Genomic DNA, 14,740 nt, shown 5'->3' with positions numbered 1-14,740 from the left:
GGCCGGCCACGCGCCGCGCGGCCGCAGCGTGCGGGGCGGGGTCGAGCCGCGCCTCCGGGGCCGCACCGTCCACGCGGACGGCAGCCCTCGCGCCCATCCCCGGTACGCTGGTGCCCGTGTCCCCGCGTGAGAATCCCTTCGGTCAGGTCCTCGTCGCCCTCGTGACCCCGTTCACGGCCGACGGCGAGGTCGACTGGCCCGGCGTCGAGCAGCACATCGACGACTGCATCACCGCCGGCGCCGACGGCATCGTGGTCACCGGCACGACCGGTGAGACGAGCACGCTGACCGACCCCGAGAAGCTCCGGCTGGTCGAGGTCGGCAAGTCCGTCGCCGCCGGGCGCGCGAAGATCATCACCGGTGGCGGGTCGAACGAGACCGCGCACGCGATCCACCTCTACAAGCAGAGCGAGAAGGCCGGCGCCGACGGTGTGATGATCGTCACGCCGTACTACAACAAGCCGACGCAGTCCGGTGTGCTCACCCACTTCCGGATGATCGCCGACGCGACCGACCTGCCGGTGATCCTGTACGACATCCCCGGTCGCACGGGCATCCCGATCACCTACGAGACGATCGTGCGGGCCTCGCACCACCCGAACATCCTCGCGGTGAAGGACGCCAAGGGCGACTTCGCCGAGGTGTCCCGGGTGCTCAACAACACCGACCTCATGTACTTCTCGGGCGACGACACGAACGTGCTCCCGCACCTGTCGATCGGTGCGACGGGGCTCATCGGCGTCACGGCGAACATCACGTCGACGCCGTACCGCACCATCGTCGACGCCGTGAACCGGGGCGACCTGGCCACCGCGACCGCCGAGCACAAGCGCGTCGAACCCCTCGTCCGTGCCGTGATGACGCACGTGCCGGGTACCGTGGCGGCGAAGTACATCCTGCACGGGCTCGGCCGCATCGGCAGCCCGCGCGTCCGGTTGCCGCTCGTCGGCCCCGAGGACTCCGAGGCGTACGCCATCGAGACCTCGCTCGAAGCCGTCCGGGACATCCCGGGCGCCGACTTCTCCAACTTCCGCCCCGACCGCAACGCAGCGGCCGGCGGTGCTCTTCCGAAGGTGCCAGGCACCACCCGCTAGCGAACACGCGGCGCGCAGGACGCGCGTCGCCCGAATCCGTAGGACCGAATGCCCACACAGATCTCCGAACCGCAGCCGCTCGAAGCCGGCACCCTCCGCGTCATCCCCGTCGGGGGACTCGGCGAGATCGGTCGCAACATGACCGTGTACGAGTACGAGGGCAAGCTGCTCATCGTCGACGCCGGCGTGCTCTTCCCCGAGGAGCACCAGCCCGGGGTCGACCTGATCCTGCCGGACTTCGCGCCGATCCGGGACCGCCTCGACGACGTCCTCGGTGTCGTGCTCACGCACGGCCACGAGGACCACATCGGCGCCGTCCCGTACCTGCTGAAGCTCCGCGACGACATCCCGCTGATCGGCTCCACGCTGACCCTGGCCCTCGTCGAGGCGAAGCTCAAGGAACACCGGATCAAGCCGTACACGCTCGTCGTGGCCGAGGACCAGACCGAGCAGCTCGGCCCGTTCCACCTCGAGTTCGTGGCCGTCAACCACTCCATCCCGGACGCCCTCGCCGTCGCGATCACGACCCCCGCCGGTCGTGTCCTGCACACGGGCGACTTCAAGATGGACCAGCTCCCGCTGGACGACCGCATCACCGACCTCCGTGCCTTCGCACGCCTGGGGGAGCAGGGCGTCGACCTGTTCCTGCCGGACTCGACCAACGCCGACGTGCCGGGCTTCACCGCGCCCGAGCGCGACATCGGACCCGTGCTCGAGAACATCATCACGCGCGCCCGCAAGAAGGTCGTCGTGGCGAGCTTCTCGTCGCACGTGCACCGCGTGCAGCAGGTCCTCGACGCCGCCGCCGCCGCGAACCGCAAGGTCGCGTTCATGGGCCGCTCGATGATCCGCAACATGACGATCGCCGCCGACCTCGGCTACCTCCGGGTGCCCGAGAACGTGCTCATCGACACGAAGAAGGCGAAGAACGTCCCCGACGACCAGATCGTCTACATGTCGACCGGGTCGCAGGGCGAGCCGATGGCCGTGCTCGCGCGCATGGCCAACCTCGAGCACCAGATCGAGATCGGCGAGGGCGACACCGTCATCCTCGCCTCGTCGCTGATCCCGGGCAACGAGAACGCCGTGTACCGCGTCATCGACGGGCTCACCAAGCTCGGCGCGAAGGTCGTGCACAAGGGCAACGCCAAGGTGCACGTCTCCGGACACGCGTCGGCCGGCGAACTGCTCTACTGCTACAACATCCTCCGGCCGAAGAACGTGCTGCCCGTGCACGGCGAGCACCGCCACCTGTACGCCAGCGCGGACCTCGCGATCCAGACCGGTGTGCCGCCGCGGAACGTCATCCTCGGCCAGGACGGCATCGTCGTCGACCTGAAGGACGGCGAGGTCCGGGTCGCCGGCCAGCTCGACATCGGGTACGTCTACGTCGACGGGTCGACCGTGGGCGAGATCACCGACGCCGACCTCAAGGACCGCCGGGTCCTCGCGGAAGAGGGCTTCATCTCGATCTTCGCCGCGGTGGACTTCACCACTGGCCAGTGCGTCGTCGGCCCGGAGATCCAGTCGCGCGGCTTCGCCGAGGACGACTCGGTCTTCGACGACGTCCGTCCGCAGATCGCGAAGGCGCTCGCCGAGGCGGCCGCGAACGGCACGCGCGACGGGCACGCCTTCGGGCAGGTCGTCCGCCGGACCGTGGGTCGGTGGGTGAACACGAAGCACCGTCGTCGTCCGATGATCGTGCCGGTGGTCATCGAGGCGTAGTGCTCGTCGCGACCACCGCGCACGTCGCGGTGGTCGCAGTGGCCGTGTCCAGGAGGCGCGGTGCACGTTCCTGACGGACGTGCACCGCGCCTCCTGGCACGTTCCGGCCTGTCGGCTGACCGGTTTCATCCCACAGGATGATCTTCTGTCGGTATGTCAGACAATAGTGTTCCGGGGTGACTGTCCTGCGTCGCTGGGTGTGGCCCGGCCTCAAGTTCCTCGTGTTCGCCGCCATCGCGGTGTCCCTCGTCCGCCTCGCGTTCTTCGCAGCCCAGCCCGAGGGCGAGGAGACCGTCCCGACCGGCGCGATCGAGGACCCGACCGTCACGGTCGCGACCGGCGACATCGTGAACGACGTCGAGGCGACCGGCACGATCCGGTCGGTGGCCGCCACGGCCGTCCGCTCCTCGGTCGAGGGCACGGTGAACAAGGTGTTCGCCGGCAACGGCGCGCACGTCGAGCAGGGCGCCCCGGTGATCGACGTCCGGGTCGAGACCCCGTCGACGGGGACGACCGACGACGGCGAACCGCTGCCCCCGACCGTGACCTTCTCGACCGTCGTCGCGCCGGCGTCCGGCACCGTGTCCGGACTCGACCTCGTCACGAAGCAGCCCGTGGCCATCGGCGACACCGTGGCACGCGTGGCACCGGAGGCCTACCGGGCGACCGCGACCCTCGACGCCGCCCAGCTCTACCGCCTCACCTCGCGTCCGTCCGAGGCGACTGTCACGGTCACCGACGGCCCGGCGCCGTTCACCTGCACCCACCTCACACTGACGAGTGCTGCGGCGTCCTCCGCGGACGACGGCGACGCCGGCGACGACGGCTCCGGTGATGCCTCGGCCGGGGGCACGGAACTCGCGTGCGACGTGCCGAGCGGGGTCACCGTGTTCCCCGGACTCGAGGTCACGGTCGCGGTCCCCGCGGGGAAGGCGGAGGGCGTCCTGACGCTCCCGACGACCGCGGTGCAGGGCACGGCGCAGAAGGGCGTCGTCACGGTCGTGGGCGAGGACGGCAAGCGTGCCGAGAAGACCGTCGCGCTCGGCCTCAACGACGGGGAGAGCGTCGAGGTCCGGTCGGGGCTGTCGGAGGGCGACACCGTCCTGCAGTTCGTCCCGGGCAATGAGCAGGTCGAGGGCGACGAGTTCGCCGACGACGGCTCCGTGGTGGTCGGATGAGCGCGCGGGCAGCGTCCCTCGTCCGAGTGCGCGGGCTGCGCAAGTCGGTCGAGCTCCCGGACGGGTCCGAGCTCGAGATCCTGCGTGGCGTCGACCTCGACGTCGACGCGGGTAGCCGGGTCGCGATCGTCGGGCGCTCGGGGTCGGGCAAGTCCACCCTGCTCAACGTGCTCGGGTTGCTCGACACCCCGACCGACGGCGTCCACGAGTTCGGCGGTGTCGACGTCGGTCGTGCCGGGTCGCTCCGGCGGGACCGGATCCGCGGGGAGGACGTCGGGTTCGTGTTCCAGCAGTTCAACCTCCTGCAGGGGCGCACCGCGCTCGAGAACGTCGAGGTCCCCCTGCTCTACGCGACCGGACGCGCCTTCTGGGCCAGGAGTCGGCTCGCGCTCGAGATGCTCGACCGGGTCGGACTCGCGGACCGCGCCGACACGCAGCCGCACCGCCTCTCGGGTGGTGAGCAGCAGCGCGTCGCGATCGCACGTGCCCTCGTGCGTGCACCGCGCCTGATCCTCGCGGACGAACCGACGGGTGCACTCGACGTCGACACGGGTCGTGTCGTGATGGAGCTCCTCGAGACCGTCGCCGGCGAGACCGGGGCGGCGCTCGTGACGATCACCCACGACGCCGCCGTCGCCGCACGAGCGGACGTCGTCCACCGCATCGACCACGGCCTGGTCGTCGACCCCACGGACGTGTCCGTCGCCGGGATCGCCGCCGAGGTCGTCGGGGTGACGCCGTGAACCGGGTCGTGACGACCGTCGTCGGCACGCTGGTCGAGTCCTGGCAGGAACTCCGGGTCCACCGTGGCCGGGTCGTGCTCAGCCTCGTCGGCGTCACGATCGCGGTGGCCTCGCTCGCCGTCGTCGTCGGGTTCGGGTCGCTCGCGGAGCGCGTGACGGCGGCGTTCAACGAGCAGTACGGCGGACGTCCCGCGACCTACAGCATCACCGGGACGCCCGGCTCCGGCGACGGCACCGGTGTGGCCGCGGCGGCCACGGCGGACGCGGTCGACCGGGAACTCCGCGCGGCCGCGGACCGGTACGACGTGCAGTACGCGACCGAGGCGTCGTACACGTCCCGTCGCATCCAGTTCCCGGACGGTGTCGCCGAGGTCCAGGGCATGACGGTCGACCCGCCGTGGGCCGAGATCCACCGGCTGCGGATCGCCGCGGGGGACTGGTTCTCCGAGTCCGACCGGGACCGCCTGGCACCGGCGATCGTCGTCAACCAGGCGTTCCTCGACCGGCTCGGTGGCGCGGACGTGGTCACGCACCCCACCGTCCGGATGCCGGGCACCCCCGGCGTCACCGCGGTCGTCATCGGGCAGTACGTGTCGTCGGAGTACGACACCGACCCGATGTTCTACCAGCTGGCGAACTCCGTCGCGACGGCGAGCGTCACGCCCGGTGCGGACGACGGCAACCAGCGGACGTTCGAGGTCTGGATCCCCGAGCACGGTGCGAAGGCGCTCGCGAACCGGATCGCCAGCGACGCGGAGCGTGCGGTCGGTGGCGACGTGTCGGTGGACGCCGGCCGCATGGACGCCGCGGGCTCGGTGGACGGCGACCCGCTCGGCGCGATGCGCTACGTCATCGCTGGCGTCGCGGTGCTCGTCCTCGTGCTCGGAGGCCTCGGCCTGCTCAACGTGTCGCTCGTGAGCGTCCGCCAGCGCATCCGTGAGATCGGCATCCGTCGTGGCGTCGGCGCCTCGGCGGGGCGGATCTTCGTGGCAGTCCTGCTCGAGAACGTCCTCGGCACCGCGGTGGCCGGCGGCATCGGCGTGATGGTCGGCGCCGCGGTCCTCGGGAACGACACCGTGCGCGGACTGATCACGAGCGGGGTCGAGGTCGGTGGGGCGCCGTTCCCGCTCGAGGCGGCGCTCATCGGCGTCGGGTCGGCCGTGTTCGTCGGCGCGCTCGCCGGCTTCCTGCCCGCGGTGCTCGCGGTCCGGGTGAAGGTCATCGACGCGATCCGGTACTGACACCGCGCCCGCCGTGGCATCCGTCGCGGATGCTGCGGCGGGCCGCGCTCGGTTTGTCCTGAGGGGGGATTAGGGTTCTGCCCATGGCCGGAGGCACCAAGTCGACCACGCGCTCGCGCGCGTCCTCGTCGTCCCGTGGAAGCGGGACGCGTGGCTCGTCGCGCACCCAGGCCACGACGAAGAAGCTGCCGCAGGCCGCACCGACCCCGGTCTTCCGCGAACAGAACCCCCTCGTGACGTTCTGGCTCGCGATGGCGCACGGCGTCGGCGCGGTCTTCCGCCTGCTCGGCACGGAGACGCTCGAGAAGGACCAGCGGCGCGACGGGTTCCCGTTCCTGCTCTTCGTGCTGGCGGTCGCCGGCGCGGTGGTCGAGTGGCTCAACCCGTCGAACGCCGTCTCGGTGGCGCTCGACGCGTACACGTTCGGCGGGCTCTTCGGCCGGCTGGCCTTCGCGTTGCCCGTCATCATGGTCGTCTTCGCCGGGTGGCTCTTCCGGCACCCGGCGTCCGTGCACGACAACACCCGGATCGGGATCGGTCTCGGCCTGTTGCTCGTGTCCATCGCGGCGCTCTGCCACGTGTTCGGCGGGCAGCCGAGCGCCTCGGACGGCATGCCCGCGCTGGCGACCGCCGGCGGTGTCATCGGCTGGGTCGTGATCGCCTGGCTCGTCGCGGTCGCCACCGAGTGGGTCGCGGTGCCGGTCGCAGTGCTGCTGCTCGTGCTCTCGCTCTTCATCATCACCAAGACGCCGCCGAACAAGATCGGTCGGCGCCTGCACGAGCTCTACGCGTACCTGTTCGGCGCGCCGGCCCCCGCGACGGAGACGGACGAGCCCGTCGCCGAGGCGCCCGCCGCACGGACCAAGCCGACGAAGAAGCGCGGCGCGAAGGGCGACACCGAGTTCCAGCTGTTCGACGACCTCGGCTTCGAGGACGACAAGGCCGCCGAGTCCGACGCCGAGGGCGGGACCATCCCGTGGTGGCGCCGGAACAAGTCCGGTCGCGAAGAGGACCCCGCGTACGACAGCCCCGTGATCAGCGGTGCGACGTCGGCCGTGCCCCCGGCCGCCGCAGCCGCGCCGGCACCCGGCCCGAACGCCGGTGCCGCCGCCGGTCTGGTCGACCACACGCCGGCCGAGCCCGGTTCGGTCAACCTCAACGACTCGGTCGAACAGGACCTGCAGATCGCCGAACAGGCCCTGCGTGACTTCGGGACCCCGGTGCCGGAACGCCCCGCGCCGGCCGAGGTCGTCCGCCCGGACGCCTCGGTGTCGCCGGTGGTGTCGCCGTCGCTCCCGGCCGAGGACCTCGCGGTCGACGCCGCCGACGACACGGACGGCCTGCCCCCGGTGGCCGGCCCCGATGAAGACCCGGCCGCGCCCTACCGGCTGCCGGCCGCCACGACGCTGAGCTCCGGCACGCCGTCGGTCGCACGCAGCCAGGCGAACGACGACATCGTCGCCGCCATCACGAGCGTCCTCACCGAGTTCAAGGTGGACGCGAAGGTCACCGGGTTCTCCCGTGGGCCGACGGTGACCCGGTACGAGATCGAGCTCGGCCCCGGCGTGAAGGTCGAGCGCGTCACCGCCCTGTCGAAGAACCTGTCGTACGCGGTCGCCTCGAACGAGGTCCGCATCCTGTCGCCGATCCCGGGCAAGAGCGCGATCGGCGTCGAGATCCCGAACACCGACCGCGAGACCGTCTCCCTCGGTGACGTCCTGCGCTCGAACGCCGCTCGCAAGTCCAAGCACCCGATGACGATCGGCGTCGGCAAGGACGTCGAGGGCGGCTTCGTCGTGGCCAACCTCGCGAAGATGCCGCACCTGCTCGTCGCCGGCTCCACCGGGTCCGGCAAGTCGGTGTTCATCAACTCGATGATCACGTCGCTGCTCATGCGCGCCAAGCCGTCCGAGGTCCGCATGGTCCTCGTCGACCCGAAGCGCGTCGAGCTCTCGATCTACGCCGGCGTCCCGCACCTCATCACGCCCATCATCACGAACCCGAAGAAGGCGGCCGAGGCGCTGCAGTGGGTCGTGAAGGAGATGGACATGCGGTACGACGACCTCGCGTCGTTCGGGTTCCGGCACGTCGACGACTTCAACAAGGCGATCGCGAACAACGAGATCGTCCTTCCGGCCGGCAGCGAGCGGAAGCTCAAGCCGTACCCGTACCTGCTCGTCGTCGTCGACGAGCTCGCCGACCTCATGCTCGTCGCGCCGCGTGACGTCGAGGAGTCGATCGTCCGCATCACCCAGCTCGCCCGTGCCGCCGGTATCCACCTGGTGCTCGCGACGCAGCGTCCGTCGGTCGACGTCATCACCGGGCTCATCAAGGCGAACGTGCCGTCGCGGATCGCCTTCGCGGTGACCAGCGTCACCGACTCCCGGGTCATCCTCGACCAGCCGGGCGCCGACAAGCTCATCGGGCAGGGCGACGCGCTCTTCCTGCCGATGGGGTCGTCGAAGTCGCTCCGCGTCCAGGGTGCCTGGGTGCAGGAGAGCGAGGTCGCCGAGGTCGTCCAGCACGTCACCCGCCAGGCCCGTCCGGAGTACCGCCAGGACGTCCAGGCCGTGGTCGAGCGCAAGGAGATCGACGCGGACATCGGCGACGACCTCGAGCTGCTGCTCGCGGCGGTCGAGCAGGTCGTGTCGACGCAGTTCGGGTCGACCTCGATGCTCCAGCGCAAGCTCCGTGTCGGGTTCGCCAAGGCCGGCCGTCTGATGGACCTCATGGAGTCCCGCGACATCGTGGGGCCGTCCGAGGGCTCGAAGGCGCGCGACGTCCTCGTGACGACCGACCAGCTGCCGGCCGTGCTCGCGAAGCTCCGGGGCGAGGAGCCACCAGCGGGTGCTGCCCCGGCCGCCCCCGCTGCCGGTCCGGCTCCCGCGGCGCCGGCGCCGGCGTCGGCCCCGACCGACGACGGCGACCGCTACAGTGCCGACCCGGTTGCGGACATGACGCGCGGGTACGATGAAGCAGACGACGAGCCCGATGAGGACGCGTGGGGACTGACGGGCAGGGAGTGAGTGCGATGACCGCCTCGGACAGCACGGAGACCACGCACGGCGCACGCTTCCCGTGGCGCGGACGACTCCTGCGCAAGGGCCCCGGCCCGGCGTCGACGGGCAACGTCGCGAACATCATCACGGTCGTGCGCATCCTCATGGCGCCGCTGTTCTTCGTGCTGCTCCTGACGGACGCCGGCACCGACGGGCCGCTGCGCATCTGGGCGGCCGTCGTGTTCGTGGTCGCCATCGTCACGGACAGCGCCGACGGCATCATCGCCCGCCGGCAGAACCTCGTCACGGACTTCGGGAAGCTCGTCGACCCGATCGCGGACAAGGTCCTCATCGGCGGTGCGCTCGTCGCGCTGTCGATCCTCGGGGAGCTCCCCTGGTACGTGACCGTGCTGATCATGGTGCGCGAGATCGGCATCACGGTCTTCCGGTTCGCGGTGCTCTCGGACCGGGTGATCCCGGCGAGCCGGGGCGGCAAGATCAAGACCGTGCTGCAGGCCGTCGCGTTGACCGCCGCGCTCTTCCCGTGGTGGAACCTCGTGGGGGACTGGGCGCACTGGGTGAACGGCATCCTGATGACCGCGGCCTTCCTGGCGACCATCCTGAGCGGGATCGACTACCTGTACCAGGCGTGGAAGCACAACCGGACCACCGCGTGACGGCGGCCGACGACGCCACCGGCACCGCGCCTCCAGGACACGACACCGGACCCGACGTCCGGACGGCCGCTCGCGACCTCGTCGCGCGCCTGACCGAACGGGGCGACACCGTCGCCGTGGCGGAGTCGCTCACCGGTGGACTCGTCGTCGCGACCCTCGTCGGCGTGCCGGGTGCCAGCGCCGTGGTGCGCGGGGGAGTCGTGGCCTACGCGACGCCCGTGAAGCACACCGTGCTCGGCGTCTCGTCGGCGCTGCTCGCGTCCAACGGTGCCGTCGACCCCGAGGTGGCTCGGCAGATGGCCTCGGGCGTGCGAGCAGCACTCGCGGTCGACGGAGCACCCGCGACCTGGGGCATCAGCACGACCGGTGTCGCCGGACCCGACCCGCAGGACGGCCAGCCGGTGGGGACGGTCTTCGTCGGCATCGCGGACGCCGACGGTGCCCAGGCGTACGAGTTGCACCTCGACGGCGACCGCGATGCAATCCGCTGGGCGACCGTCTCCGAACTCCTGGCACGGATGTCGTCCACGATCCGGGCCCGGGAATAGGTCCCGTTTCCACTGGGTTACATCTCACGCAATCTCCAGCAGTAGAGCAGCCGGCGTGGTTAGCATGCTGCAACCGGCAACGCTACTGTTGCTGAACCCGAACTCGGCCATCCGGACCGAGCGGGCGCGGAGACGACAGAGAGGAGGAGTTCTCATGGTTCTCGTTCGTCAGGAGATCGGCGACGTTCTGCGGGACTTCCGCTTGCAGAAGGGCCGGACCCTCCGTCAGGTCGCGTCCAAGGCCAGCGTGGCTCTCGGGTACCTCAGCGAGGTCGAGCGTGGGCAGAAGGAAGCCAGCTCGGAGATCCTCGCGTCCGTCGCGGACGCGCTGGACACCCCCATCTCGACCATCATGCGTGAGGTCGGCGACCGTCTCGCGGTGGTCGAGGGGCTCACCCCGGTGCCCGACACGCTCCCGGACGACCTCGTCGCCGAGTTCGACAACGACCTCGCGGTGCGCTGACGCCACCGCTTCCCGAACGCCCCCGCTGGTCCGCCAGCGGGGGCGTTCGGCGTTCCGGGGCCGTGCTCTGGCGGCGGGGCGGCGCGGTTACGCTGGGATGATGCGTGTGAGTGAGTTCTGGCGGGCCGTCGACCAGGTGTTCGGCGATGCCTACGGTGCCGTCGTCAGTCGTGACGTGGTGCTCGAGGAACTCGGCGGACGCTCGGCGGCCGAGGCGCTCGACGCGGGCATCGATGCGCGCCGCGTGTGGGAGGCGCTGTGCGAGTCGCAGGACGTCCCGCTCGAGAAGCGGCACGGCAAGGGGCTGGCGGAACCGCGGGACTGACGCGCGGTCTCCGTCCGAAACTCTGTTCGGCGTGTTGCTCGAACGGGTGTTCGATCGGTGGTAGCTTCCTCCACAGCGGCGCTGTCCGGAGAGTTCGTCCACAGATCGCGCGGTCGTCGGCAGTGATGTCGGTGGCCCGCCCTAGGTTCGAGTCAACGGGAACAGCCCGAAGCCTTGTCGCTGAAGCACCGGCCCTGCACCACCGGCCGGGTGGACGCGACAGCCTACAGGCGGCCGACACCGAGCACGAAGGAAGCACACCATGCCCTCACCCCAGGACCGCGAGAAGGCCCTCGAGACCGCTCTCGCCCAGATCGACCGTCAGTTCGGCAAGGGCACGGTCATGCGCCTCGGCTCGGACGAGCGCGCCCCCGTCGCCACCATCCCGACCGGTTCGGTCGCCCTCGACGTCGCGCTCGGCATCGGCGGGCTCCCGCGTGGCCGCATCATCGAGATCTACGGCCCGGAGTCGTCGGGTAAGACGACCCTGACGCTGCACGCCATCGCCAACGCCCAGCGCGCCGGCGGCATCGCGGCCTTCATCGACGCGGAACACGCGCTCGACCCCGAGTACGCGAAGAAGCTCGGCGTCGACATCGACGCGCTGCTCGTCTCCCAGCCGGACACCGGTGAGCAGGCGCTCGAGATCGCCGACATGCTCGTCCGTTCCGGCTCCATCGACCTCGTCGTCATCGACTCCGTCGCGGCGCTCGTGCCCCGCGCCGAGATCGAGGGCGAGATGGGTGACTCGCACGTCGGTCTGCAGGCCCGCCTCATGTCGCAGGCACTCCGCAAGCTCGCCGGTGGCCTGAACCAGACGCAGACCACGATGATCTTCATCAACCAGCTGCGCGAGAAGATCGGTGTGTTCTTCGGCAGCCCCGAGACCACCGCCGGCGGTAAGGCGCTCAAGTTCTACGCGTCGGTCCGCCTCGACATCCGTCGCATCGAGACGCTCAAGAGCGGTACCGACGCGGTCGGCAACCGCACCCGCGTCAAGGTCGTCAAGAACAAGATGGCCCCGCCCTTCAAGCAGGCCGAGTTCGACATCCTGTACGGCACGGGCATCTCGCGCGAGGGCTCGTTGCTGGACTTCGGCGTCGACCACGGCATCGTCAAGAAGTCCGGTGCCTGGTACACCTACGACGGCGACCAGCTCGGGCAGGGCAAGGAGAACTCGCGGTCGTTCCTGATCCAGAACCCCGAGATCGCTGCTGAGATCGAGGGGAAGATCCTCGCCAAGCTCGGTGTCGGCGGTGCGTCGGCTGACGCGGTCGAGGCTCCCGTCGAGTCGATCGCGCCGAAGATCGCGGAGCGCAAGGGCGCGTGACGACCGACCACGACGGCGACGAGGACCTCGCACCGGTCACCGACCTGTTCGGTGCGCGCGGTGCGCGGTCTCGTCGCCGATCCGCGGCTGGGCCGGACACGGCGGGCGACACGGATGCCGTGGCTGATGGCGGCGGAGCCGACGCCGACGCGCCGGTCCCGCTGCCGATCCAGGGCGCTCGGGCACAGGCGGAGTGGCTCTCGCCCGTCGTCGGGGACGGCAGCGGCCGCAGCGCCCGTGCCGAGCAGGACGGCTACGACGACGACCGGACGGCAGACGCCACGACGGCGTCCGTGTTCGCGATCGACGGCGGTGCCGAACTCGACCCCGCGGACGCCCCACGGCGGATCGACGAACAGCGTGCCGACGCCGAGCGGCTCAGCATGCGGGCGCTCGGTCGCAAGGGCGTCAGCGAGTCCGAGCTGCGCACGATGCTGACCAAGAACGAGCTCGACCCGGACGTCGTCGAGCACGAGATCGAGCGGCTCACCCGCGTCGGACTCGTGGACGACGTGGCGCTCGCGACCGACCTCGTCGACCGCCTGCACGACCGCAAGGGTCTGGGGCGCCAGGGCGTCGTCGCCGAACTGCGGCGCCGCGGCATCGACCAGGTCGCGATCGACGCGGCGCTCGAGGCAGCCGCCGACGACGAGGACGACGAGTTCGTCCGGGCGATCGACCTCGCGCAGAAGCGTGCCGGGCAGCTCCGCGGGCTCGACCGAGCGACGGCGGAACGACGGCTCTCGGGCTTCCTGATGCGCAAGGGCTACAACGGCGGCATCGTGCGGATCGCGGTCGAGCGTGCGCTCGACGGCGGTGGGCGTCCGCCGGCGGGACCTCGCGGCTCCGTCCGCTTCGAGTAGCGTCGCGACGGTTTTACACTGGGACGACCATGGCCACCGTCGCAGCGCGCCCCCGCACCTACCAAGTCCGCACCTACGGGTGCCAGATGAACGTGCACGACTCCGAGCGGCTGAGCGGGTCGCTCCAGGCCGCCGGGTACGTCGCCGCCGACGGCGAGCAGGCGGACGTCGTCGTCATCAACACGTGCGCCGTGCGCGAGAACGCCGACAACCGTCTGTACGGCAACCTCGGGCAGCTCGCGGGCATCAAGCGCGAGCACCCCGGCATGCAGATCGCGGTCGGCGGGTGCCTGGCGCAGAAGGACAAGAAGGTCATCCTCGAGAAGGCACCGTGGGTGGACGTCGTCTTCGGGACGCACAACATGGGGTCGCTGCCGACGCTGCTCGAGCGTGCCCGCCACAACGACGAAGCGCAGATCGAGATCCTCGAGTCGCTCGACGTCTTCCCGTCGACCCTCCCGACCAAGCGCGACTCGACGCACAGTGGCTGGGTGTCGATCTCGGTCGGCTGCAACAACACCTGCACGTTCTGCATCGTGCCGTCGCTGCGGGGCAAGGAGAAGGACCGCCGCCCGGGTGACGTGCTCGCCGAGATCCAGGCACTCGTCGACGACGGCGCGATCGAGGTCACCCTGCTCGGGCAGAACGTCAACTCGTACGGCGTCGAGTTCGGGGACCGCCAGGCGTTCGGCAAGCTGCTCCGTGCCGCCGGCCAGATCGAGGGCCTCGAGCGGGTCCGGTTCACCAGCCCGCACCCCGCCGCCTTCACGGACGACGTCATCGACGCGATGGCGGAGACGCCGAACGTGATGCCCCAGCTGCACATGCCGCTCCAGTCCGGGTCGGACCGCGTCCTCAAGGCGATGCGTCGCAGCTACCGGAGCGAACGGTTCCTCGGCATCCTCGACCGCGTCCGGGCGAAGATCCCGCACGCGGCGATCTCGACGGACATCATCGTCGGCTTCCCCGGCGAGACCGACGCGGACTTCGAGGACACCCTGCGCGTCGTGGAGCAGTCGCGGTTCGCCTCGGCGTTCACGTTCCAGTACTCGATCCGGCCGGGGACGCCCGCGGCGACGATGGACGAGCAGCTGCCGAAGCAGGTCGTGCAGGAGCGGTACGAGCGCCTCGTCGCCCTGCAGGAACACATCACGGCAGAGGAGAACGCGAAGCAGGTCGGGCGTACGGTCCAGGTCCTCGTCGCCACCGGTGAGGGCAAGAAGGACGACGCCACGCACCGGCTGTCGGGCCGCGCCGAGGACTCCCGACTCGTGCACTTCTCGGTGCCGGGCGGATCGGACGTGCCGCGCCCCGGGGACGTCGTCACCGTCGAGGTCACCCGCTCGGCCCCGCACTTCCTGATCGCCGACGGGGACGCACCGTTGCGGATCCGCCGGACCCGCGCGGGCGACGCGTGGGACCGTGCCCAGGCGGAGAGCTGTGGCGTCCCGACGCCGGCCTCCGCCGGGGCCACCGACGGCCCGCGGCCGGTGTCGCTCGGTCTGCCCAGCCTCCGTGTCGGCCGCTGACGAGGAGCGCGTCGGCGAGGAGCCC

The 14,740-nt window shown here is 70.7% G+C and carries 13 protein-coding genes; all 13 read left to right on the top strand.

Features of this window, described 5'->3' with window-relative positions; all coding sequences use genetic code 11:
• Positions 1 to 116: 116 nt before the first annotated feature.
• The 13 genes from dapA to miaB all read left to right on the top strand — a co-directional run bounded on the left by dapA (position 117) and on the right by miaB (position 14,715).
• Positions 117 to 1,094, top strand: a complete 978-nt coding sequence (gene dapA / locus BM028_RS00555) for a 4-hydroxy-tetrahydrodipicolinate synthase (protein WP_071295500.1) — start codon at positions 117 to 119, stop codon at positions 1,092 to 1,094.
• Positions 1,095 to 1,142: 48 nt separating this feature from the next.
• Complete coding sequence (locus BM028_RS00550; RefSeq protein ID WP_070416509.1) at positions 1,143 to 2,819, top strand: ribonuclease J; 1,677 nt, start codon at positions 1,143 to 1,145, stop codon at positions 2,817 to 2,819.
• 176 nt (positions 2,820 to 2,995) lie between these two features.
• Complete coding sequence (locus BM028_RS00545) at positions 2,996 to 3,997, top strand: permuted SH3 domain-containing protein (protein ID WP_092383962.1); 1,002 nt, start codon at positions 2,996 to 2,998, stop codon at positions 3,995 to 3,997.
• On the top strand, positions 3,994 to 4,740 hold the full coding sequence (locus tag BM028_RS00540) for an ABC transporter ATP-binding protein (protein WP_092383960.1): 747 nt from the start codon (positions 3,994 to 3,996) through the stop codon (positions 4,738 to 4,740). Before BM028_RS00545 ends, BM028_RS00540 begins: the two co-directional genes overlap by 4 nt.
• On the top strand, positions 4,737 to 5,981 hold the full coding sequence (locus BM028_RS00535) for an ABC transporter permease (RefSeq protein ID WP_092383958.1): 1,245 nt from the start codon (positions 4,737 to 4,739) through the stop codon (positions 5,979 to 5,981). The genes BM028_RS00540 and BM028_RS00535 overlap by 4 nt, the downstream gene beginning before the upstream one ends.
• A gap of 83 nt (positions 5,982 to 6,064) precedes the next feature.
• Positions 6,065 to 9,007 carry an FtsK/SpoIIIE family DNA translocase gene (locus tag BM028_RS00530; protein WP_092383956.1) on the top strand — a complete coding sequence of 981 codons (2,943 nt, stop codon included), beginning with the start codon at positions 6,065 to 6,067 and terminating at the stop codon, positions 9,005 to 9,007.
• Entirely contained in the window at positions 9,004 to 9,657 is a 654-nt protein-coding gene (gene pgsA, locus BM028_RS00525) for a CDP-diacylglycerol--glycerol-3-phosphate 3-phosphatidyltransferase (protein ID WP_083294987.1), read from the top strand. The genes BM028_RS00530 and pgsA overlap by 4 nt, the downstream gene beginning before the upstream one ends.
• On the top strand, positions 9,630 to 10,205 hold the full coding sequence (locus BM028_RS00520) for a CinA family protein (RefSeq protein ID WP_302847533.1): 576 nt from the start codon (positions 9,630 to 9,632) through the stop codon (positions 10,203 to 10,205). Before pgsA ends, BM028_RS00520 begins: the two co-directional genes overlap by 28 nt.
• A gap of 154 nt (positions 10,206 to 10,359) precedes the next feature.
• The gene (locus tag BM028_RS00515; protein ID WP_058742950.1) at positions 10,360 to 10,668 is read left to right on the top strand and encodes a helix-turn-helix domain-containing protein; all 309 of its coding nucleotides are present in this window, start codon (positions 10,360 to 10,362) and stop codon (positions 10,666 to 10,668) included.
• A 100-nt stretch (positions 10,669 to 10,768) separates the two neighbouring features.
• Positions 10,769 to 10,993: a DUF3046 domain-containing protein gene (locus BM028_RS00510; RefSeq protein ID WP_022907383.1), complete on the top strand. Its 225-nt coding sequence runs from the start codon at positions 10,769 to 10,771 to the stop codon at positions 10,991 to 10,993.
• Positions 10,994 to 11,255: 262 nt separating this feature from the next.
• Positions 11,256 to 12,323 (top strand): recombinase RecA, encoded by a 1,068-nt coding sequence (gene recA / locus BM028_RS00505; protein WP_092383952.1) that lies wholly within the window; start codon positions 11,256 to 11,258, stop codon positions 12,321 to 12,323.
• Complete coding sequence (locus BM028_RS00500) at positions 12,320 to 13,186, top strand: regulatory protein RecX (protein ID WP_092383950.1); 867 nt, start codon at positions 12,320 to 12,322, stop codon at positions 13,184 to 13,186. The genes recA and BM028_RS00500 overlap by 4 nt, the downstream gene beginning before the upstream one ends.
• A 29-nt stretch (positions 13,187 to 13,215) precedes the next feature.
• Positions 13,216 to 14,715, top strand: a complete 1,500-nt coding sequence (gene miaB / locus BM028_RS00495; protein WP_092383948.1) for a tRNA (N6-isopentenyl adenosine(37)-C2)-methylthiotransferase MiaB — start codon at positions 13,216 to 13,218, stop codon at positions 14,713 to 14,715.
• Positions 14,716 to 14,740: the final 25 nt, after the last annotated feature.

The organism is Curtobacterium sp. YR515 (assembly GCF_900113095.1).
GTDB lineage: Bacteria > Actinomycetota > Actinomycetes > Actinomycetales > Microbacteriaceae > Curtobacterium.
Note: the sequence above shows the minus strand (reverse complement) of the source record. Positions and strands in the feature narration are given on the sequence as shown.